Origin of the sequence: Oceanobacillus sp. FSL K6-3682, assembly GCF_037976165.1 — a bacterium.
Taxonomy (GTDB): domain Bacteria; phylum Bacillota; class Bacilli; order Bacillales; family Amphibacillaceae; genus Oceanobacillus; species Oceanobacillus sojae.
Map to the genome: position 1 here is coordinate 2,452,767 of NZ_CP150263.1, position 24,572 is coordinate 2,477,338.

The following is a 24,572-nucleotide window of genomic DNA, read 5'->3' on the forward strand; positions in this document are numbered from 1 at the left end:
CATTGCCCTTGTGGTACTAACCTTCAGTGAGGACTGAAAGAAAACCCCACTGAAGGAAGTTTCACTTTATTGGACAATCTTGTAATAAACGCGTGCCGTTATCCGGTAAATAATCATGTAAACAATCAGGAAAACCAGAAAAGCGATAAGTACGCTTATTGGAAATAAATTTACCTGATTTATCATAACCAGAATCATCAATTTTCTCATCAAGAGGAAAATCGCTAAGATATGGATTCCTGTTACTATAACAGGAAGAAAAAAGACGGTTAAAATCTGAGATTTAATGGCTTTTTTAATTTCCATTTGATTAAGCCCGATTTTTTGCAGGATGGAAAAACGCTCTTTATCATCATAGGCCTCAGAAGTCTGTTTATAGTAAATAATCAGTACTGTCATTAACAACAGTAAAACTGCTAAATTCAAGACAATGAACAAAACACCACTCCTGAGGGCTTGTAAGTCACTCGCTGCTTCTGTTCGGCTATCTACGACAACAAGGTCCATATCTTCCTTTTCCATGTTGGATCGGAGCTGCTCTCCAAACGCAATTTCCTGCTGTTCATTTATGTCCTGTTCCAAACGGATTTGCGTAGACACGTTAGTACTTGCAGCATACCCCTCTACTATTTCTTTTTGCTGCTTTTCTATCTGACGAAGGGTTTCGATATCTTCAACGATAATGTAATACGTATCGCTAATTAAACTTGTCGTCTCATTGTCTAAAGAGAATTCTTCCATATCCTCCATGACATTGACGGAAAATTGATAATCCATCAGCGAAAGGGTTTTCTTTGTATACTCATCACCTGTTCCGTGTACATAGACTTCATTTTCATCAAGTGATATATTATCTCCAGTTAACTGGTTATAACTTTCCTGATCGGTCAAATATAAACTGGCCGGACTCTGTTTTGCTAACATTGAATAGGCATCTTTTGTGACTTCAAAACCATCGTCCGCAGCAAGTGTCACTAAATTAAGATACGTATAAGAAGATAATCCAGTAACTGTATTATTGGTTTCGGAAGCTGTTTGGTCAATCAGCTCGTTTAATTTCGCTTTTACTTCTTCCCCTGTGTCATCGGTATCCTCTGATAGCCTTACCTCTGAAATGACATTACCTGCATATTGTGAATCACCATCCTTATTGTCAGATACGATATATAAGGAGACAGCAATAGAAAGTAATAGAATCACACCAACAGATAAAACGGTAATATTGCCTAGACCCACCGCATTTTTTTCATCCGATAAAGCATCCCGGAAACAGGGATAAAATGGCTGGTCTGATAATAATAATTTTTATTATTTTTTAAGATTTTGAGTACAGCAATACTTCCGGTAGTAAATAACAGGTAAGTACCTGCAATAATCAATATGGCAGCTAGAAAGGCAAAAGGCATACCGCTAATGGGAGACTGTAATGTTAACCCAATATAATATCCCCATCCTGTTAATAGAACACCGAGAATCGAAAGGAACCATTTGGTTTTCGGTTCTTTTTCACCGACATTTCCGCTCTTTAAAAGATCAATCGGATTTGCAAAACGAATTTGATAGATGTTCCCTAATAAAATCAGCAAAAAAATGATGATAAAGAAACTGAGTGTCCATACAACTGCTTCTGGAGAAAACTCAAACCCAAGAGCTACATCCGCCCCCATCATTTGGCGTATCAATAATACACATACTTTATTAAGAATGGTGCCTGCAACTAAACCTACGATCATGCTGAAGACGAAAATATAAAAGGTTTCATAAGCAAGCATTTTCATGATATGCTTTTTATCCATACCCAAGATGTTGTATACACCAAATTCCCTTTTCCGATTTTTCATTAAAAAGCTGTTCATATAAAACAGAAAAATAGTAGAAAATAGAATCAATACAAAATATCCCATCGAAAGAATCGTTTTTAAATTCTCCCCGCCAGGAATTTCCGAAAGACCCGGATTGGTGGACAATGCCTGGATGATATATGTCATCATAATCGTACTAATACAGGAAATGATAAATGGGAAATACATTTTGCCATTTTTACGAATACTGTCTGCTGCCATTTTCAAATAAAAACTATTACGCATTTCCATCCTCCCCTGCGGCTAATATTGCAAGTGTATTGGAGATTTTTTGAAACATTTCTTCATTTGACATTTGCCCTTTATACAACTCATGAAAAACATTTCCGTCTTTAATAAATAATACCCTCTTTGCATGACTTGCAGCTTTAATACTATGCGTTACCATCAGAATCGTTTGGCCTTCTGCATTAATATAATCAAAATGCTGTAAAAGATCGTCAGAGGATTTCGAATCCAGCGCGCCAGTGGGCTCATCTGCCAATATTAATTCCGGATCGGCAATCAAAGCTCTGGCAACTGCTGCTCTTTGCTTTTGGCCGCCAGACACTTCATATGGGAATTTGGTTAAGATATGCTCGATACCAAGCTTCTCCGCTATTGGCTTTAATTTTTGTTCCATTTCCTTATGTTTTTTTCCTGATAATACTAATGGAACAAAGATATTGTCCTGTATTGAGAAAGTATCCAATAGATTGAAGTCCTGAAACACAAATCCCAAATTACTGCGTCGGAATGCGGAAATTTCTTTTTCAGGTATTTGGACGATATTCTTACGATTCAGCAATACACTTCCGCGTGTCGGCTTATCTAATGCAGCAAGAATATTTAATAACGTCGTTTTACCAGATCCTGATTCACCCATAATTGCTATATAATCTCCTGAGTCTACGCTGAAAGAGACGTCTGATAGTGCTTCTACTTGATTTCCTCCAAACCTTGTTGTATAGACTTTCATGACATGTTGAACTTGTAATAGTGTCATCATAATCTCCTTTCGCAAATTTCTTGTTGATACTTATACGATAGCAAAAAAAAGAAATGTCATTCCACAGTTCCATCTGACATTTCTTTTTTGTTTCTAACATTTTTGTTAGATTAGCTATTTTGTTGTTATTTGTTTAGGATCAAATACAATAAAAACCTTCGTTCCTTTTTTAGGCTCCGATTCAATTTTTATTCGATGCCCCAATTTCGCCAGAATCTGCTTGGAAAGATGAAGCCCAATTCCGCTGGCACTCTTATGCTGCCGACCTGTAAATCCTGTGAAATTTCTTTCTCCTACGCGAGGAATATCCTCCGGGTGAATGCCGATACCTGTATCCTCTACCACAACAGCGTTTTTTTCCAAGTAAATAGAGATAGAACCATCATTCGTATATTTCAAGGCATTGGATAGAATTTGTTCCAACACAAAACTCAGCCATTTTGAATCAGTGATTATTTGCTGATCTATCCCCTCATAATGAACAGGCAGTTTTTTTCGAATAAAGATGGGAGCATATTTCTTTATTGTTTCACGGACAATCGCATCCAGGTCCACCTTTTGAAAATGATAATCTGTCGAAGCACTTCCTAAACGCACATACTGTAATATCAATTCTACATACTGTTCAATTTTGAATAGCTGTTCCTTCATTTCTTCGGACACTTCATCATTGTCCTCATCTTGAAGTATTAAGTGGAGAGCAGAAATGGGTATCTTTATTTGGTGTACCCACATGGTGAAATAATCTAAGATTTCCTGCTCGTTTTGTGTTTTTATATTTTCCAGATGAGAAAATGCTGCATTCAATTTTTCCAATAGAGCTTGATAGTCACTTTCTATTAAATTGGCCGGCGACGGTAACTGCTCTATCTCAACATGCGTTTGTGCTTGATGAAATGTTAGCTCTTTGTGACTGCTGTAGTAGTTATAAAAATGAAAACCAGCAGCTGCAATTCCAATAAATCCGCATAATGCCAGCCAAAGAATAGAACGCTCTAATGGCACCTGATACAAATAACCAATAATGATGTTTATCAAGCCAAACAAAATCCATAATGCAATCGGTATTTTACAATTGTTCAAATACGTTAAAAAGATTTTCATGTTATCCCTCTATAATATATCCTTCGCCTTTTTTGGTTGTAATCAAATTAACCAATCCCATCTGATCCAATTTCTTTCGTAAGCGGTTCACATTTGTATATAACGCACTATCATCTACAAAGCTGTCTGATTCCCACAAAGTTATCATCAATTCATCACGTTTGATGATTTTCCCTCTATTTTCAAGGAGCTTTTGAAAAATTTTAGCTTCATTCTTCGTTAATTCCGCTGTTTCATTCTCATAAGAAATCGTAAAATTATTCACATTAAAAATTAGCCCTTGATGCTCGATTAGATTGCTGGAGCCACTAAAATCATAAGCCCGACGTAGAATAGCATGAACTTTCGCCATCAATACTTCTAAATCAAAAGGTTTGGTTATATAATCATCCGCCCCCATTTCAACTGCGCGAACAATATTTAAATTGTCTGAAGCAGAAGAAATAAAAATAATAGGGATTTTCGATACCTTTCGTATTTCTCCACACCAATAATACCCATTAAAAAATGGAAGTGAAATATCCATCAGTACCAATTGAGGATCAAATGCAATAATTTCAGAAAGAACATTCTGAAAGTCTTGTACTACCGCTCCTTCATATCCCCACTTTTCCATATGCTCTTTTATTTTTTTAGATATGACTGAATCATCTTCCACGATAAATATTTTCAACTTATCAGTCCCTTCTAATTAATCTTCATGAAATTTTACTTTTATAATGTATCTCTTCATAATCAATTATCTCAAGAATATTTGGACCATAATTTTAGCGGTCAGGAAACCAGATTTATCTTACTATGAAGCATAGCTTTCTGAAAACCTGGACAAAGCCAGGGGTTTTAAACTAGAATAAATCCAACTGAAAATAATGTCCAGTTGGATTGAATAAAATAAATTACTGGTCTGAAGATTAATTATCATTTAAACTTTTCTCCATCGATAATAAAGGGCATTCTTTTTTTCCAATCATGATAATTTGCTCCGAGGACAAAAGAAACCCTTTTTTCTTATAAATACTTATCGCCTTTTTATTATCAGATAAGACTTCCAAACACAAAAAATCTTTTTTCATTTCTTTAGCAGCATCCTCGACATACTGCATAAATTTTGAACCGGCACCCAGACCTTTATATTGGTTTAAAATATATACTCGTTCCATTTTTAAATAGTTTGGTTGAATCGTGTACATTCCGTAGCCGATTATTTCATCATTATTTTGTATAAAAAGAAAATGATAATTTGACTGATTTAATTCTCTCATCAGATTATCTTTGCTGTATGTGATATTTACATATTCATTGACGTTGACTTCACCTAATATGTAATTAAAAGCTTGTCTGTATGTTAATTTACTAATCTCTTGTAATTTATCGACATCATATGTTTGACATGTTATAAATTCCATAGAAACACCCTCTATGATTAAATACCCCTGTTAATTATCATTATTTTAACAAATTTTACGTATCTTCATGTAATAGAATAATCCCAATTATATCTTACTGAATGATTTTAAGCATCTCTTTATTTGGAAAACACGTTGAAAATCGTAAGTGTCCTCTAAAGTAAATTAGATTCATCTTTTTGAAGTTGTGACAGCTCTACACTTACATTCCATAGATTTTTTTGATTCTCTTTGTTATAGGAAAGAGCAGAAGTTTTCATTTCTTTTTTGCCCTCAAAGTACCTTCCAGTGACATACTTTAATTGATTATCCATTACTAATGAAGCTAAAGCCTTACCCGATTTAGCAACGCTATTTATATTTGTAGGAAGAATTACAAATAAGCCAAGAAAATATTTTAATACAAATCTTGAAATAGGGTGATAGGTTCTGGCAAGCCTTGTTTCCGGCCTTAACCCAGGATCAAAAGCATTTACTGTTATATTTTTAGAAGTCATTTTGTTTAATCGATCAACCAGTTCATACATGCAATGTATATTGCATAATTTTGAAGTAGTATATCTTCTCTTCCCTGCCAATCCTTTCTTATCGTTCGTACGGTCTCCCTCAGAATAAGCTAATAATTTTGCATTTTTATAGATAGGCTCAGGCATGCCGGTTTTCTTCTCCGGGTCATGCGTACCGCTGCTGACAAAAACAATTCTTCCGTCTTTATCCATTCTATCAAGTAATAAGTTCACTAGAAGAAAAATGGCTCAAATGATTTACTGCAAAGGTTTCTTCAAATCCTTCCTTGGAATAATGCGTATGATCCACAAATTGCACTCCCGCGTTACAAACTACTGCATATAGTGGTGGCAGGTTTGATAAACTATTAGCAAAATCTCTGACTGATTTCAAAGAAGAAAGGTCTATTTCCGCATAGGAAATATTTTTATTCTTCGTTTCTTTCATTAAAGATTTTACTGCCTCACTTGCTTTTAACTGATTTCTGCAAGCTTATCATCATATCCTGGAAAAATATGAAAATATAGAGAAATACTTAATGGCAAAAGGAGGTGACAAACGAATTTTAGATAGTGTGAAGGAAAAACTTAAGTCATAGTTCACTAGTGACATTAATTATCGGACAGTTAAACCAGATGCGAATGTAAAATGAATAGGCAGGAAATGCAAGCAGCGGCTCCTAAAAACCCGCTGCTTTTTCTTTTTTCAATCAAACACAAACTGGTTCATACAACTTGAAATTCCAATTCATGTTTCTTTGCCGAAGAAAAAAATAACTAAATAGTTGAAGAAGAATTTCCAGAAGTAATCAAACTTTTAAATTTAAAAATGTATAGGTTTCTTTCAAAACTACTTCTAAATTATCTATCAACAAAGCGTGTCCGGCATTCACCGACGCATAACGAAAATCAATTCCAGCTTCTTGTAAGTCCTCTATTATTTCTAACGTCATTATCTCCGATACGATCAAATCATTTTTCCCCCAAATTACTAAAATAGGAGCCGCGAGATTACGTATTTCCCCAGTCCCATCAGCTACACCATTGGATACTGTACTTATATTGAAAACATTCGCTGCATATGCTGCATCGAGTATATTCCTTTGCTGTGTTGCACTTGTTAAATACTTTTGATACTGTTCTTCATTTGGCTGGTTAACGGAATAAAGCACCTGATCCATAGCTGATCTAAAAAAAGCTTGATTATTCATTTTCTGAGCATCTAACATCCTATTTAATCCTGGATCTTTTACTAATTGCTCTCTGGAATGAATTCTTTTACCCTCTGTATTAAAAGCTGGATACCCACGTGTAGACATGGAAGAAAGCAATACGATTTTTTGAACATAGTCTGGATAATCAATTGCAAACTGCATGGCTACACCGCCTCCATTGGACCAGCCGAGTAAAGAAAACGTCTTCAAATCTAATTGATCAACAAGCTGTTTAATATCATCAGAGAAATCCTTGATTGAATTTACCGGCTGATGATAGGTTGATTGTCCATACCCGCGTAAATCAATCGCATAAACTGTAAAGACAGGATCTATTTCTTTAAGCAGCAAATCCCATTGAGCGGAAGATGCCATATTTCCATGAATTAATAATAGAACATGCTCCCCGCCGTCTCTTTTTACATAAAATAGATTTTCACCAGTATCCAATGTGATATTCATAAGTATCCTCCTTTTTCTAATTCCAAATCCTTTAATGACTTCATCTTCACCGTGAAAGTATATATTTATGTTAAATGATTGCCATATGGAATCCCCTTTCATTATACATTGAAATATTATTTATAGATTATCAGCTCAAAAATCAACTCATGAATCTAATCATGGGTTATTGGTATAACCTCTATCTCATAGTCGAACAATTGCCGCAATGTGTGAATGGTCCAACAAATACCGCCAATTGTTATTTACCATTCTATATCGTTGGGTACGTTATCAGCTAATTAGTCACAATATCTATGGAACAAATCAGCAGGATTAATATATCCTCAACTAGTGGATAACAACTTTCTCCTTGCAGCGATGGCAGCGTAATCCAAGAAAGGGTTATTATTCCGTATATTTCCAATAGATTCTCAGCGATTGATTTATATATTTTTCCAAAATCAAGCTCATCTAATCTCTTGCGGTAAAAATGGCCCTAATGTTGGTAGGAAACTTCAAATACATAAAACCTCGCCCTAACTTTAGGTCGAGTTTAAAATTAGGTTGTTTAATTTTTTATAAAAAACGCTTCACCTGAACTATAAACAGTGTTTAAAAAACTAGGTTTTAATCTATTATATAGCCCATTTCTTGAAAAATAAGGTTGGATTTTCAAAACTAAATCAAAAAATGCAATCCATCACAAAGCACCAAGCAAGATGCAGGGAGCAATACTTATAAATAACACAATACGAGATGCTGAATATGAGGTAAGGCTTCATTCGTTTGATTGTTATAGCCACATGGATTGGATTCAACCGTTTCAAATTCAAAACCAGCCCAAATATATAATTGTATGGCCCTGATACTCCAGATTTGTGTTGGGATGTACATCATACAATCACCTTCTATCTCAACCATTCGTTTGACGCCTTCCGCGATAAGCGCCCTTCTTAATCCGAGACGTTGATATTCAGATTTAACAGGGACCCAACGCATAACCGGATAGTGCCGCTTTCCGGTATAACCCCACCAAGAAGTGAAATTTGCTATTTTTTCTCCAACTTCATTCTATATAAAAAAAGTTCTCCATTCTGCTTTATATGGAACAAACTCTTCTTCAAAGTATGCAGCATCTTTTACACGCTCAAAAGTATCTGCAGATTTTTCAATTTCACCCCAAGCAAGTGCATCTCCATCTTGGTAATTCACAAAAGAGAATTCCTTTGGTAACGCACTGTTAAGAATAGGTGAACCTGAATTTCTCTTTAAAATAACTGTAAACAGTTTTAAGCTTTTATTAAACATGCTCTTCCCTCTGTGTATTTGTTTTGAGCACGGAAGAAAATTAGAAAGTAAACTTAATTCATCACACGTGCTCCATTACTATAAAGTCTTTGATTGATTTTAGTTTCCGTCATCATACTTTCTACAAAGATTACTTTTAGGCTAGCATGTAGATAAGTAACAGTAAGTAGAAAGAATATCTATAATTAAACTATCCTGTGTTCCATTAACTGGCTCGTTTGTTGCATACAGATTTTTTTATATTCTCATATTAAATATATACCATATAATTTACTCAATAACCATCCAGCCAGAATATTTTTCTAAAAGGAGTTCAGGCTGTGAAAATGGTGTATCTTTAGCGGTTGGCCGCTGCTTTGCTATTAAATAATTTAATCTTCAACAAATCAAAATACTGAAACTTAACTAACCATCATTCGTTATAGGGTTTTACCCTCCCTGCTTTCCTTCGTCTCCAAAGAACGTCCCCATGCAGATAAAACAACAAACACCACAAAGAATCATAACGGCACCAATCCAAGTTGTATGAATAAGTCCAATCGAGTCTGTAACTACACCACCTAAGTATGAACCTAATGCTATTCCTGCTTGAAAAGCTGCAATATTAATTGCTGAAGCAACATTTACAGCAGACGGAACAAAGCGTTCAGCTAATATCATGACATAAGATTGTAACACTGAAATACTCATAAAAGCCAATAACCCCATATATAATACGGTTATTAACCCAGCCGCTTTAAATGGAATGGTAAAATACATGACGAGTAGAATCACTGATTGCACCAGGAATATATAAATTATTTAAACAAGACTATCAAGGTATAATCTTACGTCTTTTGAAATCATCAAAAATATCCGTAAACATCTTCTGGGTATCAATATATTCATGAAAACCAAACCGCCGTGCTTTAGAACCATCCGCGAACATATCATAATCCCATGAAAAGACAAAATCTCCAAAGCCCCAGGAAGAAACATCTTTGTAAGGCGTCTCTGCAAGTCCATACTTAGCAATCATTTCTTCCCAAAGCGGTTCTTTATCTGCCATGATAACATCCAAGGACATTGGAAGCGGAAGGAATGTTTTCTCTGATTTTAAAAATACAGCCTGGGTTATTTTCCCGGAAGGCTGCCCCTTACGAAAAGCGAATAAAAGCTGGCTTCAAGATGATGGAATTTCGTTTGATAATACCATTGAAGTAAGTTCACTGGATACGATGCTGAGCTGTGTACGGGCAGGAATCGGCAATACACTTCTAAACCGAATCGGTAGTAGATCAAAAGGATAAACAAATACAATTCTATCCAGTACCAGAGCAATTCAGATTCGTCACTTCCCGATTAGTTACTCGGAAAAGTCCATTTTTAAGCAAGGCATTTACAGCTTTTGCTGATTGCTTTGCAGAAGCTGATAAGAATGAAATGTATAAACAAGGAGAGAAGCTGCATGCAAACTGAATTTGACAAAACCTGTGTTCCAAACGGCATCGCTTTAAAAGACACCGGCTTTGGATATACATTATCCGTGATTGGCGGAAAATATAAAATGATTATTCTTTATTGGCTGTCTGAAAATGATGTCATGCGCTTTAATGCATTACAGCGAAATATAGCCTCTATCTCGTATAAAACACTAAGTGTTATGCTAAAAGAAATGGAAGAGGGTGGAATTGTCATGCGGAAAGAATACCCGCAAATTCCTCCAAAAGTGGAATATTCACTGACTGAGCTGGGCAGATCGCTTCTTCCAATATTAAATATGATGTGTGACTGGGGAGAAATGAATCAGAAAGTTACGCCTTGAACGAGAAAGCCTGCATTGCTTAAAATGATAAAAACCTGATGATTTTATTTCTGATCGTCAGGTTTTTATGATGAACTCTTATTCTTAATCGTTATTAACAGGATGATCACCCAGAACGGATAATATATTGGAAAAAGCAAACTGCGTTGTATCTTTGGAGATTTGCTCCAGCTCTTCCATACCTTCACAAACCACTTCGGCCATGTAATTATACTCTCCGCCAATCCTCCACAAATCTATGATATTGTTGTTTTCTTTACAGTAATTCGTTAACTTTTCACAGCTCTTGGTTTGAAATAGAACGAAACCATGTATTCCTTTATTAAGCTCTTTATGATTTACCTCGACCGTATAACGCTTTATTACATTATCTTCTAATCTCTCTATCCTCGTTTTCACAGCAGGAGATGACATGTTTATCTGTTTGCCGATTTCTGTGTATGTAAGTCTTGCATTTCTTTTTAATAAATCTAATATTTGGTGATCGATATGATCTAACATTCTTTTCTCCCCGCTTTCTTTAAAATTTAAAGTTTTTCATAGCATATACTTTAATCATCCCATTGTAAACAATACGGCATCAGATTAAACTTCAATATGAGGTGATCAATATGACACGTTCCATCTTCTCTAATTATAAAATCGGGAACTTAACATTAGATAACAGAATTGTAATGGCGCCAATGACAAGAGGATTTGCTGATGACGAAACAGGTGAAGTCAATTACCTGGTTGCAGACTACTATGGTAAACGGGCAAGATACGGTGCCGGCTTAATTATTACTGAAGGAATTGCTATAAATGAAACGGCCAAAGGAACCTACGGGATACCCGGCATATTCACGCATTGCCAGATGTTAAGCTGGCAAAAGGTTACAAGAGAAGTACATCAATATAAAACAAAAATCTTCGCTCAGCTCTGGCATGTAGGCAGAGTAAGCCATCAGGAAATTTTAAATGGGCACGCACCTGTCGCCCCCTCACCTATCAGCGCTAGCGGAAAGGTACATCGATTGAAGAAACCCTTCCAAACTCCCAGAGCTTTAACTAATACGGAAGTCTATCAAATAATAGACGATTACAGAGATGCAGCAAGAAATGCAATGGAAGCCGGATTTGACGGTGTTGAAATACATGCCGCACATGGTTATCTGATTGATCAGTTTATCAGCGAGAAAACGAATCAGCGTCAGGATGAGTTTGGCGGTTCTTTGCAAAACAGACTGCGGTTTTTAGATTTAATTATTAAAGAAGTAAAGAAGGTTGTTCCTAAAAATAGAATCAGCATTCGAATTTCCGAGAAGAAAGATGATGATACAGATTATGTATGGGAATATCCTGAAGAAATGGTATGTGCCATAACAGGGGTTCTTGCTAAACACCAGCTGAAAATCCTCCATCCGTCTGTAGAAAACTATGAGGATACGCTTCAAAATGATCTAAGATCGCTGCATACATTATTCAGGCAATACTGGGATGAAACACTTATCGCTGTCGGAAATATAGATCCTGAAAGAGGAGTAGACATTATTGAAGCTGATCAGGCAGACTTCGTAGCATTTGGGCAATTATTTATATCCAATCCAGATCTGGTTATTCGTCTGAAAGCAACTCGGGAGATTTTTCCGAATCAGACAAAGGATCAGCTTCCATGTTTAGTTTAGGAGTTTAAAGCTGGCGGTTTGCAAAAACCTATATACAATGCTTGTCTGTTCATTCTTTAAAAACAACAAAGCCATGAACTGCAAATTTGTAGTTCATGGCTTTGTCCAATAGGTAAAGTGTGCTGGTACTATTTAAATTTCAGCGGCCCATATCTCCATTTCAATCTTAATATCAGGCAAGCCAAGCTCTGAAATATATCCGATTGTCATTGCAGGATATGCTGACTGAAACAGTTCATCCCATTCAGAATACAGGAAATCCCAATCAATGGATTCAGTTGCCCAGATATTCACCTTGATAATATTATCGCTGCTTATTTTTTCCGTTTCGAGGACGCTTTTTATATTGTTAAATGTATGCTTCACCTGTTCATTGAAGTCTTCCGGAATATTTCCTTGTTTATCAACACCAATTTGTCCGGAAGTCACGATGAGTTCGGCATTTTTTGGAACTCTCGTAATTTGAGTGTAGTTACCGACAGGACTCGGCATTTTTTCAGGGTTTTTTCTTACTATTTTTTCGTTCATTTTATTACCTCACCATCAAAAATTTATACTGCTTTATTCATTAAAAATAGACACACTTCACCAATTTGACTATTTTTAATGAAAATCAGCAGTAGAGTATCCATATCCGAATGATAAAAATGCAATTATTTTTTTCTTCATGAATTGGACACCCCTTTCTTTCAGATGGTAATGTACGTTTTTTTTAATATAACATAGTAAATGAAAAATATCTTATTTAAAGAAGCTGTAAAAATCTATTTAAATAGAAATCCATATCTTCCTGGACATCAATGAATAAATTGTGGCCTGCATCGTTTAAGACGGCAACTTCTAAATCATTTGAGCCATCCAGTAAACTTAATTGATCGTGATAACCAACGACTTGATCATTCTTCCCTAACAACGTAATTCCTTTGTATTTCGTACTACTTGAGACTAACTCCTCTTCAAATGAAAAAGAATAGTTTTTGAAATAATTTGATTGTAAATTATCCCAAAAATCACTGTTAAATTTAGTTAACCCTGGAATAATTGCTTTTTGATAGTTTTCCCATGCTTTGTTATTTATCAAAACATTCATGGAGAGAAAATCTTCATAGTAGCTTTCATTCGATTCAACAGATACTTTCTCCTGGAAAATATTTTTATGTTTTGCTGTTTTCCGATTATTTATATTCGCAATCAAGACAGGACAAGTAATAAACAAACTATTTACTTTTCCCTTCAGTTTATGGGCTAAACCGAAACACAGATACCCCCCATAGGAATGCCCGAACAATGATACAGCTTCATCTCCAGAATCAGCTACAATAAATTGTTGAATTGTATGTAAAATATCATCCGAGTTTTTTAAGTTTTCATTAACCCCAGATTCCCCCATCCCTGGTAAATCAATATAAACGCGTCTAATATTTTTATCAGCTAGAAATCTGTCATAAGTTTGCATCATGCTGGCAATATCAAGCCCTAATCCATGTAAAAAATAAATGGTTTTACCAGCTCCATACTCTTGATAATGAATTTTTACATTGTTTATAATCCTCTCCATCCATATTCCCCCCTGTATGTTCCGTTGATATTATACCATATGGGTATGAACAGGAGAATTTAACCCTCTACGGAGAAACCTTTCCCTGTGTGATTCCTGATTTCCCTATTCTATTGCATTAACAAATGTTATTTCTTCAACAGGATGTCTGACAGTAGCATGACCATCCTCTGCTCCCTTCCCAACACTTAATAACATAATATCTTCATAGTGTTCAGGAATATCCAAAGCTTCAAAAAGAGCAGTTTTATCATAGCCTGACATGGTAATCGTCTGATACCCTTTTTCATTTAAAAGAAGAACTAAGCTCATCGCCGCCAGACTGCCATCACGTACTAATTCTTTTACATAGCCCTGGTGAGACATACCTTGATAATATACAATGGCTGCATCCGTCAAAAGTGATTTGATTTCTTGATTAAAATAGCCTTTCTCAAATGCTTCATCCTGTATAGCACGGATATTTGCTGTTTCAAAAGCACGGTAATCACCCAATACAAAAATCAGATAACTGGATGTTTCCACCTGTTCTTGATTATTGGCAGCAGCTCTGACTTTAGTGCGCAATGCTTTATCTTCAATAAGTAAATATCGCGTGCTTTGAATGTTATTTCCATTTGGTGATTTGGATGCTAACTCAATCGCATCAAGTATTTCCTTTCTGGCAATTATAACGTTTGGGTTATAATGCCGTACCGATTTCCTGCTTAAAATAATATTTTTTAAAGTCACCTTTTATTCCTCCATACTCCATTTGTTTATACTGCCTCACTTTAACTGAATTTTTTCTTTTAAGCTCCAAATCCACCATCTACAGCTACGCATGTACCAGTAATAAATCGGCCACTTTCCCCAGCTAAATGAGCTACCGTTGCTGCAATATCTTCTCCCTCTCCAAAATGATCTAATGCCAGCAAACTTTTTATTTTTTCTGCATTTGGACCGTCAGATGAACTCATGTCCGTATTTATCGGACCTGGATCAACAACATTGACTGTTATCTTACGAGATCCTATATCTCGTGCAAGACCCTTCGTAAAACCAATCAAAGCTGATTTAGTCATGGAATATAAACTGAAATCTGGCTTAGGAACATGATAAGCAAAGCTGGAGCCAATGGAAATGATTCGTCCACCTTCTTTTAAGTATTTTAGTGCAGTTTGGGTAGTTATAAAAACGCCTCTTACATTCACATCGAGCGTATGATTCAATTCTTCTAATGTAACAGCTTCAGGTGGCCCATCCGGAAAAATTCCTGCATTGTTGACTAGAATATCAAGCTGACCAAAGTAAGCTATTGTTTGTTCAACTGCTTCTGTAATTTCTCCGGGGTTGCCGCTATCTGCCCTAACCGCAACACCCTGTTGACCTAGAGCCTTCATTTCCGACACTACCTTTTGCGCTTTTTCCTCAGCATGAACATAAGTAAATGCAACTTTCGCTTCCTCTTGAGCAATTTTTTTCACAATAGCTGCACCAATACCTCCTGCTCCCACCAGTGACGAATGCAACTTTATTTTTTAAATTCATTCTTTCCCCTCCTTTGTTATTAAGTACCTTTATTAAGTTCCGTATAGAGCAAAATCAATCTTTAAAGTAGATATGTGTTTAATAAATAGTATCTACTTTATGCCAAGCTTCTTTTAACATCACCACCTTATATTTTTGTTATAATCATAGTAACTTGAGTTTGTATAATTGAAAATACTGCACTTTGTTGTTACTAGGTTACTTTCAAGTAAGGGGTGAATTGTTTTGAATAAAGTTCATACAGGATTTGATGTGGTTCAAAATATCATAAGCGGAAAATGGAAAAGCATTATCCTTTATCAGCTCGGTTATGGAAATAAGCGGACTAAAGATTTACTTAAAATTTGTGAAGGCGTTTCTCATAAAGTATTGAATGAACAGTTAAAGCAATTACAAGCAGACGGTCTAATTAAGCGTGCTGTTTATGCAGACGAAGTTCCAATCAGAGTTGAATACAGTCTTACGGAGTATGGACGTTCCTTTTTGTCATTATTAAAAGAAATGTGTGATACCGGTGATGAACATCTTAAAAAACAAGGGATAACAACATATAACAATAAGGTTTGTGAGGACTATAATGAACATACATAAAACCCGTAGCAACTTGCCTCCGGGTTTTATGACTATAGATTATTCAAAAATGTTATATATTTCATTGTGTTACGCTCCAACCCATTTTCCCCAGGCTTTAACTCCTCCTCTTCTGTTCCACCCGGTTTTTTCTCTTCGCCGTAAAACGCATGAATAGAACGATAATTTGCCTTACAATAGAAAAAAGTGGTTTCAAATGGAATAAGTATTTGTTCTAACGTATGGCCATATCTCCCCTCTTTCCTATAATCGCTGGATCGGATACCTGCTGAAACCGCCAGCGCCACTTTCCGGTTTTTTAATTTGTCCCCGCCATTGGAACCGTAGGCCCAGCCGTAATCGAAAACTTCATCCATCCACTTCTTTAAAAGTGATGGACTATTAAACCATTGAATCGGGAATTGCAACACCAAGTTTTCATGCGATTCAATCAGCCCCCTTTCCTTTTCTACATCTATTTTTTCTGCTGGATAAGCTCTATATAATTCATGTACTGTATATTTTTCAGGATATTTTTTTAACTCCTCTACCCAACGTTTATTTACAGTAGATGTCTCGATACTCGGGTGAGCTGCTACAATAAGTGTTTTCATGTGTTTGCATCCTCCTTCAAATTTGTTTCTATTTGATTATAGAATGCAAACAAATCTTATGTAAGTACGCACTTTTAGGTGAGATACTGGTGTAAAGGTAAGTGTCTCTAAAAAATGTACTTAGTATTTTTAGACAAGGATTTATTTAATTGAATGTATTTTAAATTAGTTCATGTAATTTTTTAATTCTTTTAAAATCAGAAGTTACCTTATCAACATAGAAATTATACTCTCTTCTGCCTCCTTCTCAAATTTTTATATTTATAGAAATCAAAAAAATACTGACATTTCTCATTAATAATGTTACTATTAGATATATTACTAATAGTAATGTTATTTTATTCATCTAATTTTATCAAGGAGGTTTTGTAATGCTTTCTTTTTCAATAATAGGCGCCATCATTTTTGGATGTATTGCACTGTTGACGCTGCTCGTAACTTTGGGATACCCGTTAGGAGAATTTACTCTGGGTGGAAAATATAAAATATTACCTTCCAAAATGAGAATAATGAGCGGAATCTCGCTAATTATCCAAGCAGTTGCAATTATAGCTATACTTGATGCAGGCGAGGTAATTACTACGGTTTTTCCTTTTAATGTACAAAAGGGATTATGCATTTTCTTTGGATTTTATCTTTTATTAAATGTAGGGATGAATAGCTTATCTTCCAGTAAAAAGGAAAGATATTTAATGACGCCTTTATCTTTATTGGCATCTATTTGTTTTTTTGTCACAGGATTCTTTTAAATAAAGGAGATATATGATTATGGATAATATCATTTTAGGATTTCTGATGATTCAGGGATCGACGATTTATGAATTAAGGCAATTTATCAAAAAAAATCTCTCCACTGTCAGCAGTGATAGTACTGGAAGTATTCAAGCAGGCATAAATAAATTATTAAAAAAAGAATGGATTACCTACGAAGAACGAGTGGAAGGCGGCATAAATAAAAAAACATACTTTATCACCGAAGCAGGAAAAAATCACTTTAGAGAAAATATATCAACTCCTATGTTATATAAAGAAAAAAACATGGAATTAAGCAAGCTGTTCTTTCAAGGATTTGCAGATAGCTCCGAGCACGAGAAGTTTGTTAGTCGCTACATTGATGAATTAGAAAAGAATTTACATCACCTGGAAGCCATTAAAGCATCGATTGGTCAAAGAAATGATTTCGGTCCAGCGTTTATTAACAAGTTAAAAGAAGCTGGTGGCGCTACAGAATTTTTGACTGAAGACGGTTTGAAATCAATTGCCTTCTTCCAATATGCAACACTGGATTTAGGAATAGCGAAGATTAAATTTGAAATAGAATGGTTTAGAGAATTCCAGGCAACATTAAAATAGAAATGATAGAAATTGAACAAAATAATTAACTTTATTCACTCAGGCTGCTTACAAGCAACTAATTGCTTAGATAACTTTTTTCTGTTTGAATTTACTGCTTTTGCGAACATGTCATTATTTCAGACTAAAATTGTTCCATCTACCAAAGAGACACCTACTCTGGCAGATGCTCTCAACATCTCTGCATTTAACTTAGCTAATGCTGGAGGTTATTTTTTCTATTATTTTATTGATTTATGTAAGGAAGCAGCATGTAGATGGAATTAAAAAATAGGATAAATTAAAAATTCTTCATCACAATTACAATATTAATTCTGGCTAAAAAACAGCGTATTACTATGAAAAGGAGTGCTTCTTTAACTAAAAAGCAAGTACTCCTTTTTATATAATAAATATTCCATCTAAGAAAATTGACTTTCACAATCAAAAATTAGTTTCTTATTCTTTAATCAAAATTCTCTAAAACAACCTTTCCAACTGCTTGTCCTGTTTCCAGCCAAGTGTGGGCCTTCCGCATTAATCGGTGATAATTGTTTATTGACTGTTGCACAAATTACTTTGTTATCCACCAGTTCAGCAATATGATTTAATAGATTGTGCTGACTAATCATGTCCTCCGTCTAGTACATCGATTTCGTAAACATTGTTTGATTCATTCCATTCCCTCCTTCTGTATCTCTCTAGACCGATTCTAACATTATGAAATTGCTTTTCAATCGTGTAATATATGTGACATAGCAACCGTTTTGTATCCAGCAGAAAGAGGATGTTGAAATGGAACGAAAAATCCATGATTGCATGGATGGCTGCCCGGTAGAAAGCACATTGCAGATTATATCTGAAAAATGGAAATGTGTGATTTTATATCATTTAATCAAGCATAAAGTCTGTCGTTTTAGTGAATTGCAACGCTATATGCCAAGCTGTTCACAAAGAATGCTGGATCTTCAGCTGAATGAACTGGAAGCAGACAATATATCTCCAAAAAAGTTTATCCCGTGATTCCACCGAAAACAGAGTATGGCTTGACCTCATTCGGAAAAACATTAGCACCGGTAATTAATGAAATGAATAAATGGGGAGAAATGTATAATCAAATTCATAGATAAATTCACGAAAATAAACAATCAGGGAGTTGTATAAAATGAATGAAAAAATAACTGCAGAAATAAAACGCTCTATAAAAGCAGAAGACATTCTAGCTCAAATTAATAGTAAAACGAAACTGGGAGACTTACGAAAAATAGCAAAGGAGATAGAAAAGATCATGAACTAGCTCTGGAGCTTTGGTCGACCCAAGTGTTTTTACCCAGACTATTAGCAATCTTAATTATGGACAAAAAGCTTCTTTCACAGGATGTGCTTAATAAGCTTGATAAGGATATGCAGATTCACACTTTTGATGAGCGAAATAACTTAATGGACTAGTTAATGGCTAATCAGCTTACCAAGGATGATAAGAGAATTGCATTGATGCAGTCATGGGAAACACCCCCCGTACTCCCTAAAAGCGAGCTTTTTGGTATTATCAAGCGCGCTTGAGATGGCCCGACAAACACCGCCTGATAATACTGCAGAGCTGCTATATGCATTAGAAGCTAATATTACGCAGGAAGAACCGGAAGTTCAATGGGCTATGAATTTCACAGCAGGCTGGATAGGCATTTATGACGCAAGGAATCGCACACGCTGTATGAAAATTGGTGAGAAAACGGGCCTTTACAAGGATGAAATAGTAGCAAAAGGATGTACTAGCCCCAGCTATTTGCCAGAGTTTATTACGATTGAAGTTAACAAACGGAATAATAAATAACTGCCTCTGAAAAATTTATTTGGGTTGGACTGGAAAATAAAGAAAACAACTTTTTATAGCAGCTGGTTAGTGAAATATGCAAGAAAGGTGTAAGGGATTATTCCACTATCACTTATTGATCTGAAGGGTGCTTATTTTTATATAAGTACAACTTCCAGCTGTCGCAGTACGGAAAATTAATTTTGTTTTCCCGCTATCAGAGAGTTCCATAGCTCATACAAATTCATTATTCTCTATGGTTAAATCCAAATCTGACAATACCCTGTAGATTACTTTTACACCGTATATTTTAGTTACTTTTTTATGTTTAGCAACTCAACACCTCTTATCCCTTCATTTGATAATGCTTCATATAACTAACTATTCCCTTTTAGCAAATAAGTTGTTCATGCAGTTCATTAGAAATGATGCTGGTTAAGAAGCCATTCGCTGTTGTCCCCATATTGAATGATATTTAATCATGTAAAAAATCATTACTATTGATAAAATAAATGCGCCTCCATCCGTTATCGCACTTGGCAGGATTCCCCATAAACCGTAAGAATCTAAGACGACGCGCCACATAGATGTTGGAATCATTGCAAATCCTAACCCTTGTGTGAAATTAACTATTAAAATAATCCACCACAATACTATTGATTTACTTCTAATAGCAAAAATGCCCAAAATGTTTCCAAGTATATAAATGCATCCTATGATACGAAACCACTTTACAAATCCACCGGATTCCGCTGTTGGATTTGTAACTCCCGCTATTTCCATCATGGTTTCTATAATAGATGTATTTACAATAACAAAGTTATGTAAAGTGGTTCCAATTGTGAATATTATGGAACATAAAGCGATGGTTATTTGAAGCCTTCGAGTAGCCGCTGTTGAAATTAATTACTGTTTTTTTGTAATCATGATATCTTTCTCCTTCATACATTAAAAGTAATTTTACAATTTCACCGATGAAATATTGAGGGTATTTATTACAACCAAATAATTAAGTCGTTATTTATAATAGCATTCACTGATTATTGTATCCATACAGCTCAAGATCATAATTTTATTGGGCTAAAGTCTTAATATTACAAGGTATGACAAGTTATTAAAATGTTGGCTACGGAAAGTTGAACAGTTTATTAGGTTTGAAGGCTACGGCTACAAAGTATCTCGGCATTTATCAATAGGACACTCGAATTCTTCCTTGAAGCGAGCTTTACCACCAATTGTTCGCCCATGATAGTCACACAATAAATCCCCGCTACAGTATTATGTATAGCAGGGAGCTATTTAAAGTTTTATCCATATTTTGTTTATAAATAGATTAGCGGATTGAAATCCTTGATTCAAAAAAGCATTATATGCTTCCGATAAAATTCTTTTCCTGGTTAATTTTGAATTATAATCCTACTTATTATTAATAATATTTCTTCATATTTTATAACCTAGTCTTCCAGCGGTTTTAGCCAATCCTCCAAGTATATATTTCTGGATAAATCGTGGCGGACCCTCAAGATAACCGTCAATACATTCCCAAGCCACTCCAAGCCAAAGTGGATTACGCGGTATCCCTTTTTTAGTTAATTTACCTTCACTCTCCAGTTTGTGCATCAGAACGAACATTTTCCAATGCAGCCCTGGGGGGCGGATTTCGTGAATTACCTCCAGCTTTCCTTGGCTTACATTCCAAAATTGGTGAACTTGATTGGGATAAACCGTAATTTTTTCGCCAGCTACAAGCATTAATTCTTGACCGTCTACTACAAAACGCATACTTCCTTCCGTAATTTTAAACGTTTCTTTCAGCTTCGGATGAGAATGCGGTCCATTAACTGTTCCTTGCTGTATCATTTGGTGCTTCAATGTAATATATTCTCCATCCTCATCTTGTCCTTCTTCCAAAAAAGTAACCGTTCTTCCATCCTGATGAACTAATTCCTTACCAATTTCAACAACGTCTTTGACTTTAAATTGTTGTTCCATTTTCCTTTCCCTCCTATTTTTGATTGGTTGGTCACAAGAAAAGCAATGGGTGTCTGCTAACGTATTAAATGTCAAAATAAATCTCATTTTACCATAAAAAATGATATTTATTACTATAACATTTTTTGTTGAATCAGGAAACAATTTATAGTATTATTATTTACCAAGGAAACAATATGATTAAAAGGAGAGATACTATTGCATTCTGATAAAGATTTAAGCTTTATTTTTGATCGTGTTATAGAACGTCATACTATCATAAATAAAACGATAGAGATGAATTACCCGTTCATGCAAGAAAATACGTATTCAGAAGTTCGTGTAATAGAATTAATTGAGCTTTCTAAAGAGCCAATGAATGTATCAAAATTAGCCGAAAAGATGAATTTGACACGAGGAGCAATCAGTAAAATCACAAAAAAACTAATACAAAATGATTGTATAGAGAAATATCAAATGAAGTCTAATAAGAAAGAGATTTATTACAGGCTTGCTGCCAATGGATATGAAATTCACAAACAGCATATGAATATGCATGAAAAGAGACTAGAAAGAGATATACACTATTTTGCTGATCTATCACCAGAAGAGAAAGAAATGTTAAAACCTATTTTGGAGAAAATCTACAAAAAAATCACAAAAAAATTAAAGGAATTAGATTTGGAAGATTATATTTAGGAGTGAAAATATGCCAGAATCTGAAGTAATTCAAGGTTTTGCTGAAAATAATGGAGTACAGTTATATTACGAAACAAGAGGTCATGGTGAACCATTAATATGTATCTCTGGTGGCGGAGGTGACGCTGGCTTCTTTACTAAATTAGCAAATTATTTAAAGGATTCATTCACTGTAATCACTTATGATCGGCGTGGTTATTCAAGAAGCACAAGACCGCAAGCAAATAATTTTAACATTCAAGACCACGTTGCTGACGTTAAAGCCATACTACATGCAAACGGCTATGAACGTGCTTATATTCTAGGTAATAGTGCTGGAGCAATTATTGCTTTAGAAACAGCTGTACGTATGCCGGAGATTATTAAAAAAGTAATTATTCATGAACCTCCCGTCGTAAATGTTTTACAAAATAATAAAAAGTATCTTCACTTTATGACAAAAACTTACAATATAGGCTTACGGTATGGCAGCAATCTAGCTAGTAACTGGTTTAATTTCTCGTTATCGCTACCCTTTAGTGTATTTAAACATATACCTAAAGATTTTCAGGAAAGAATGACTCAATATAAAAATAACGAGCAGTTGATTTTCGTAGAGTTATTAGGACTTTCCCGATACGTGCCTGATTACAAAAAAATTATTGACCATAATGTCGATATCTATTTGGCATCAGGAAATAGAACAATGAAAAAAAAGAAATACTACGGTGTTACTTCACCGATCATAGCAAAAAATCTAAAATGTCCTTTTATTATATTCCCAGGTCATCATCTGTCTTTTTTAGACCAAACCGAAATTTGGGGCAACAAATTAAAGCAAATTTTACTCGATTAGGAGGAAGGGTTGTTATTATGAAAAGTATCTACCAAAACCTGTACTTAGGATTATCCTGCTTAGCATTTCTTTGTATCCTGATTCAGGTGTATCTTGCAGGGATTGCTTTATTTCAGGATTATACGTATTGGAATATTCACAAAGCCTTTTCATTATTTAAATATATTTATCTTGTTATGTTTATTATAGGGTTATTAGGAAAAATACCCAAAAGTCTTACTTGGTACGCACTCATTTTATTTACTGTTGCTAATGTACAATATTACACTGCTCATGGATTCCTTGCTTTTTTACATGTTATTCTGCCCTTTATCATTTTCAGCTTGAATTTCATCGTAATTAGAAATACTTTAAAACTTGCAAAGATTAATTCTTAATATACTTTTATTTCAAGGAAAAAATTTATTCATTAAGAAGTATTTATCATATCAAGGAGATGATTTATTTAATGATTATGTCCCGGCTTAGTCGGATGGTGCTTTTAAAAATAAAGAACAGACGTAGAGTATATAATGAAGAGCAGGAAAATTGAAATTGGCCAATAAATATTCAGATAATATAAAAACCGGTTGTAATACGTTTATTTATTAGGCAGCATCATTTGAAAATAATACAATTAGTTCCGTTCACCGTACAGATTGAACAAACTGCTGCGTACTTAATACAGTGGCGAATTCATCATGAACCGTTGCCAGTGACAAATGATGGATTGTCTCCGCTTCTATGAACTTGCCATAATGATCCTTCATTCCAAACGCAGCAGTTGCATCTGAAAGCAGATACGTTTTATATCCTAAATTCCCGCTCATTCTTGTCGTTGTAGACACACAATGCGGTGTGGTTAAGCCAAAAATTGCTGTTGTTTCAATCTGACATGCCTGCAAATATTCATCTAAATCCGTTCCGATAAAAGCGCTGTTTACTCTTTTGGTTATTACTTTTTCTTGCTGCAAAGGAGTAACGATTTGTTTAATAGGAAAGCCCTCTCCGTTTTCATAAAATACAGATTCAGGGTCATCAGAAATATGCTGAATATGAATAATTCCCCATTGATATTCCCGGCATTTATCTAATACTATTTTCATATTTTTTTCAGCATCAGGATTATTCCGTTCTCCCCATTTCTTATCTTCAAATGCCTTTTGAACATCTATCATGATTAAAGCTTTTTTCCCTTTCATATCTTCACCCTCCATACTTAAATTTTAATCTATAATTTTATATATTTTCTGCCGATAAACAGTTTCACCTCTTCTGCTATCTTATTTTATATAAAAATCAAAGGCATTTAAATAAGACCAAAAAGGATTTTTGAGTGTTTGGCTTTTCATAATTAGGAATATAAGGTAT

Annotated in this window: 29 protein-coding genes and 3 pseudogenes; 11 read left to right on the forward strand and 21 right to left on the reverse strand. The window is 34.9% G+C overall.

The features are described from left to right. Nucleotides 1-66: 66 nt before the first annotated feature. The 12 genes and pseudogenes from MHH51_RS12190 to MHH51_RS12245 all read right to left on the reverse strand — a co-directional run bounded on the left by MHH51_RS12190 (nucleotide 67) and on the right by MHH51_RS12245 (nucleotide 9,880). On the reverse strand, nucleotides 67-1,236 hold the full coding sequence (locus MHH51_RS12190) for an FtsX-like permease family protein (protein WP_339282185.1): 1,170 nt from the start codon (nucleotides 1,234-1,236) through the stop codon (nucleotides 67-69). After that, nucleotides 1,227-2,087 (reverse strand): ABC transporter permease, encoded by an 861-nt coding sequence (locus tag MHH51_RS12195; protein WP_339282186.1) that lies wholly within the window; start codon nucleotides 2,085-2,087, stop codon nucleotides 1,227-1,229. The genes MHH51_RS12190 and MHH51_RS12195 overlap by 10 nt, the downstream gene beginning before the upstream one ends. Further along, entirely contained in the window at nucleotides 2,080-2,847 is a 768-nt protein-coding gene (locus MHH51_RS12200) for an ABC transporter ATP-binding protein (protein ID WP_147208049.1), read from the reverse strand. Before MHH51_RS12200 ends, MHH51_RS12195 begins: the two co-directional genes overlap by 8 nt. Before the next feature lie 117 nt (nucleotides 2,848-2,964). Continuing rightward, entirely contained in the window at nucleotides 2,965-3,954 is a 990-nt protein-coding gene (locus MHH51_RS12205) for a sensor histidine kinase (RefSeq protein ID WP_147207727.1), read from the reverse strand. Between the two features lies 1 nt (nucleotide 3,955). Next, on the reverse strand, nucleotides 3,956-4,627 hold the full coding sequence (locus MHH51_RS12210) for a response regulator transcription factor (RefSeq protein WP_147207726.1): 672 nt from the start codon (nucleotides 4,625-4,627) through the stop codon (nucleotides 3,956-3,958). 238 nt (nucleotides 4,628-4,865) lie between these two features. Continuing rightward, nucleotides 4,866-5,360: a GNAT family N-acetyltransferase gene (locus MHH51_RS12215; RefSeq protein WP_147207725.1), complete on the reverse strand. Its 495-nt coding sequence runs from the start codon at nucleotides 5,358-5,360 to the stop codon at nucleotides 4,866-4,868. 155 nt (nucleotides 5,361-5,515) lie between these two features. Further along, nucleotides 5,516-6,100: a hypothetical protein gene (locus MHH51_RS12220; RefSeq protein WP_339282187.1), complete on the reverse strand. Its 585-nt coding sequence runs from the start codon at nucleotides 6,098-6,100 to the stop codon at nucleotides 5,516-5,518. Continuing rightward, entirely contained in the window at nucleotides 6,084-6,314 is a 231-nt protein-coding gene (locus tag MHH51_RS12225; RefSeq protein WP_339282188.1) for a hypothetical protein, read from the reverse strand. Before MHH51_RS12225 ends, MHH51_RS12220 begins: the two co-directional genes overlap by 17 nt. Nucleotides 6,315-6,675: 361 nt before the next feature. Next, a complete protein-coding gene (locus MHH51_RS12230; protein ID WP_339282189.1) occupies nucleotides 6,676-7,542 on the reverse strand; it encodes an alpha/beta hydrolase in 867 nt (288 codons plus the stop codon). Nucleotides 7,543-8,595: 1,053 nt separating this feature from the next. Then, entirely contained in the window at nucleotides 8,596-8,832 is a 237-nt protein-coding gene (locus MHH51_RS12235; protein WP_339282190.1) for a hypothetical protein, read from the reverse strand. Nucleotides 8,833-9,251: 419 nt separating this feature from the next. Next, a pseudogene (locus MHH51_RS12240) lies at nucleotides 9,252-9,633 on the reverse strand (MFS sugar transporter); the annotation flags it as partial. A 13-nt stretch (nucleotides 9,634-9,646) separates the two neighbouring features. Beyond that, nucleotides 9,647-9,880 (reverse strand): hypothetical protein, encoded by a 234-nt coding sequence (locus tag MHH51_RS12245; RefSeq protein ID WP_339282191.1) that lies wholly within the window; start codon nucleotides 9,878-9,880, stop codon nucleotides 9,647-9,649. Between MHH51_RS12245 and MHH51_RS12250 the strand changes: the two genes are divergently transcribed. Beyond that, the gene (locus MHH51_RS12250; RefSeq protein ID WP_339282192.1) at nucleotides 9,879-10,121 is read left to right on the forward strand and encodes a LysR substrate-binding domain-containing protein; all 243 of its coding nucleotides are present in this window, start codon (nucleotides 9,879-9,881) and stop codon (nucleotides 10,119-10,121) included. The genes MHH51_RS12245 and MHH51_RS12250 overlap by 2 nt on opposite strands. Before the next feature lie 158 nt (nucleotides 10,122-10,279). Continuing rightward, entirely contained in the window at nucleotides 10,280-10,636 is a 357-nt protein-coding gene (locus tag MHH51_RS12255; protein ID WP_339282193.1) for a helix-turn-helix domain-containing protein, read from the forward strand. Between the two features lie 84 nt (nucleotides 10,637-10,720). Here MHH51_RS12255 and MHH51_RS12260 read toward each other — a convergent pair whose 3' ends face one another. Further along, a complete protein-coding gene (locus MHH51_RS12260; RefSeq protein WP_147207710.1) occupies nucleotides 10,721-11,137 on the reverse strand; it encodes an Lrp/AsnC family transcriptional regulator in 417 nt (138 codons plus the stop codon). Nucleotides 11,138-11,247: 110 nt separating this feature from the next. Between MHH51_RS12260 and MHH51_RS12265 the strand changes: the two genes are divergently transcribed. Beyond that, a complete protein-coding gene (locus MHH51_RS12265) occupies nucleotides 11,248-12,300 on the forward strand; it encodes an alkene reductase (protein WP_147207709.1) in 1,053 nt (350 codons plus the stop codon). A 132-nt stretch (nucleotides 12,301-12,432) separates the two neighbouring features. Here MHH51_RS12265 and MHH51_RS12270 read toward each other — a convergent pair whose 3' ends face one another. From MHH51_RS12270 to MHH51_RS12285, 4 genes are all read right to left on the reverse strand, one after another. Next, the gene (locus tag MHH51_RS12270; RefSeq protein ID WP_156985328.1) at nucleotides 12,433-12,828 is read right to left on the reverse strand and encodes a RidA family protein; all 396 of its coding nucleotides are present in this window, start codon (nucleotides 12,826-12,828) and stop codon (nucleotides 12,433-12,435) included. Nucleotides 12,829-13,045: 217 nt separating this feature from the next. Then, a complete protein-coding gene (locus MHH51_RS12275) occupies nucleotides 13,046-13,858 on the reverse strand; it encodes an alpha/beta hydrolase (protein ID WP_147207707.1) in 813 nt (270 codons plus the stop codon). A 105-nt stretch (nucleotides 13,859-13,963) separates the two neighbouring features. After that, a complete protein-coding gene (locus tag MHH51_RS12280) occupies nucleotides 13,964-14,590 on the reverse strand; it encodes a nitroreductase family protein (protein WP_147207706.1) in 627 nt (208 codons plus the stop codon). A 59-nt stretch (nucleotides 14,591-14,649) separates the two neighbouring features. Beyond that, nucleotides 14,650-15,354, reverse strand: coding sequence for an SDR family oxidoreductase (locus MHH51_RS12285; protein ID WP_339282194.1), 705 nt, complete (start codon nucleotides 15,352-15,354; stop codon nucleotides 14,650-14,652). Between the two features lie 259 nt (nucleotides 15,355-15,613). Here MHH51_RS12285 and MHH51_RS12290 point away from each other — a divergent pair, with 259 nt between their 5' ends. Continuing rightward, the gene (locus MHH51_RS12290) at nucleotides 15,614-15,979 is read left to right on the forward strand and encodes a winged helix-turn-helix transcriptional regulator (protein WP_339282195.1); all 366 of its coding nucleotides are present in this window, start codon (nucleotides 15,614-15,616) and stop codon (nucleotides 15,977-15,979) included. 32 nt (nucleotides 15,980-16,011) lie between these two features. On the opposite strand, the gene MHH51_RS12295 is transcribed toward MHH51_RS12290, so the two are convergent. Next, nucleotides 16,012-16,572, reverse strand: coding sequence for an NAD(P)H-dependent oxidoreductase (locus MHH51_RS12295; protein WP_339282196.1), 561 nt, complete (start codon nucleotides 16,570-16,572; stop codon nucleotides 16,012-16,014). A 371-nt stretch (nucleotides 16,573-16,943) separates the two neighbouring features. Here MHH51_RS12295 and MHH51_RS12300 point away from each other — a divergent pair, with 371 nt between their 5' ends. The 4 genes and pseudogenes from MHH51_RS12300 to MHH51_RS12315 all read left to right on the forward strand — a co-directional run bounded on the left by MHH51_RS12300 (nucleotide 16,944) and on the right by MHH51_RS12315 (nucleotide 19,738). Next, on the forward strand, nucleotides 16,944-17,321 hold the full coding sequence (locus MHH51_RS12300; protein WP_156985325.1) for a hypothetical protein: 378 nt from the start codon (nucleotides 16,944-16,946) through the stop codon (nucleotides 17,319-17,321). A gap of 19 nt (nucleotides 17,322-17,340) precedes the next feature. After that, nucleotides 17,341-17,925: a PadR family transcriptional regulator gene (locus tag MHH51_RS12305; RefSeq protein WP_339282197.1), complete on the forward strand. Its 585-nt coding sequence runs from the start codon at nucleotides 17,341-17,343 to the stop codon at nucleotides 17,923-17,925. A 798-nt stretch (nucleotides 17,926-18,723) separates the two neighbouring features. Further along, a pseudogene (locus MHH51_RS12310) lies at nucleotides 18,724-19,034 on the forward strand (helix-turn-helix domain-containing protein). Between the two features lie 35 nt (nucleotides 19,035-19,069). Then, nucleotides 19,070-19,738 (forward strand): annotated as a pseudogene (locus MHH51_RS12315) (DNA alkylation repair protein). A 414-nt stretch (nucleotides 19,739-20,152) separates the two neighbouring features. Here the strand turns inward: MHH51_RS12315 and MHH51_RS12320 are convergent. Together MHH51_RS12320 and MHH51_RS12325 are read right to left on the reverse strand one after the other, a co-directional pair. Next, complete coding sequence (locus MHH51_RS12320; protein ID WP_339282198.1) at nucleotides 20,153-20,368, reverse strand: hypothetical protein; 216 nt, start codon at nucleotides 20,366-20,368, stop codon at nucleotides 20,153-20,155. A gap of 789 nt (nucleotides 20,369-21,157) precedes the next feature. Then, nucleotides 21,158-21,709: a cupin domain-containing protein gene (locus tag MHH51_RS12325; RefSeq protein WP_339282199.1), complete on the reverse strand. Its 552-nt coding sequence runs from the start codon at nucleotides 21,707-21,709 to the stop codon at nucleotides 21,158-21,160. A 198-nt stretch (nucleotides 21,710-21,907) separates the two neighbouring features. Between MHH51_RS12325 and MHH51_RS12330 the strand changes: the two genes are divergently transcribed. Genes MHH51_RS12330 through MHH51_RS12340 form a run of 3 tightly spaced genes read left to right on the forward strand, consistent with a single transcriptional unit; the run spans nucleotide 21,908 to nucleotide 23,599 of the window. Further along, nucleotides 21,908-22,387, forward strand: a complete 480-nt coding sequence (locus tag MHH51_RS12330; protein WP_339282200.1) for a MarR family transcriptional regulator — start codon at nucleotides 21,908-21,910, stop codon at nucleotides 22,385-22,387. A gap of 10 nt (nucleotides 22,388-22,397) precedes the next feature. Further along, nucleotides 22,398-23,222, forward strand: a complete 825-nt coding sequence (locus tag MHH51_RS12335) for an alpha/beta hydrolase (RefSeq protein ID WP_339282201.1) — start codon at nucleotides 22,398-22,400, stop codon at nucleotides 23,220-23,222. A gap of 17 nt (nucleotides 23,223-23,239) precedes the next feature. Further along, complete coding sequence (locus MHH51_RS12340; protein WP_339282202.1) at nucleotides 23,240-23,599, forward strand: DUF6220 domain-containing protein; 360 nt, start codon at nucleotides 23,240-23,242, stop codon at nucleotides 23,597-23,599. A 249-nt stretch (nucleotides 23,600-23,848) separates the two neighbouring features. On the opposite strand, the gene MHH51_RS12345 is transcribed toward MHH51_RS12340, so the two are convergent. Further along, the gene (locus MHH51_RS12345) at nucleotides 23,849-24,403 is read right to left on the reverse strand and encodes a cysteine hydrolase family protein (RefSeq protein WP_339282203.1); all 555 of its coding nucleotides are present in this window, start codon (nucleotides 24,401-24,403) and stop codon (nucleotides 23,849-23,851) included. Nucleotides 24,404-24,572 lie beyond the last annotated feature (169 nt).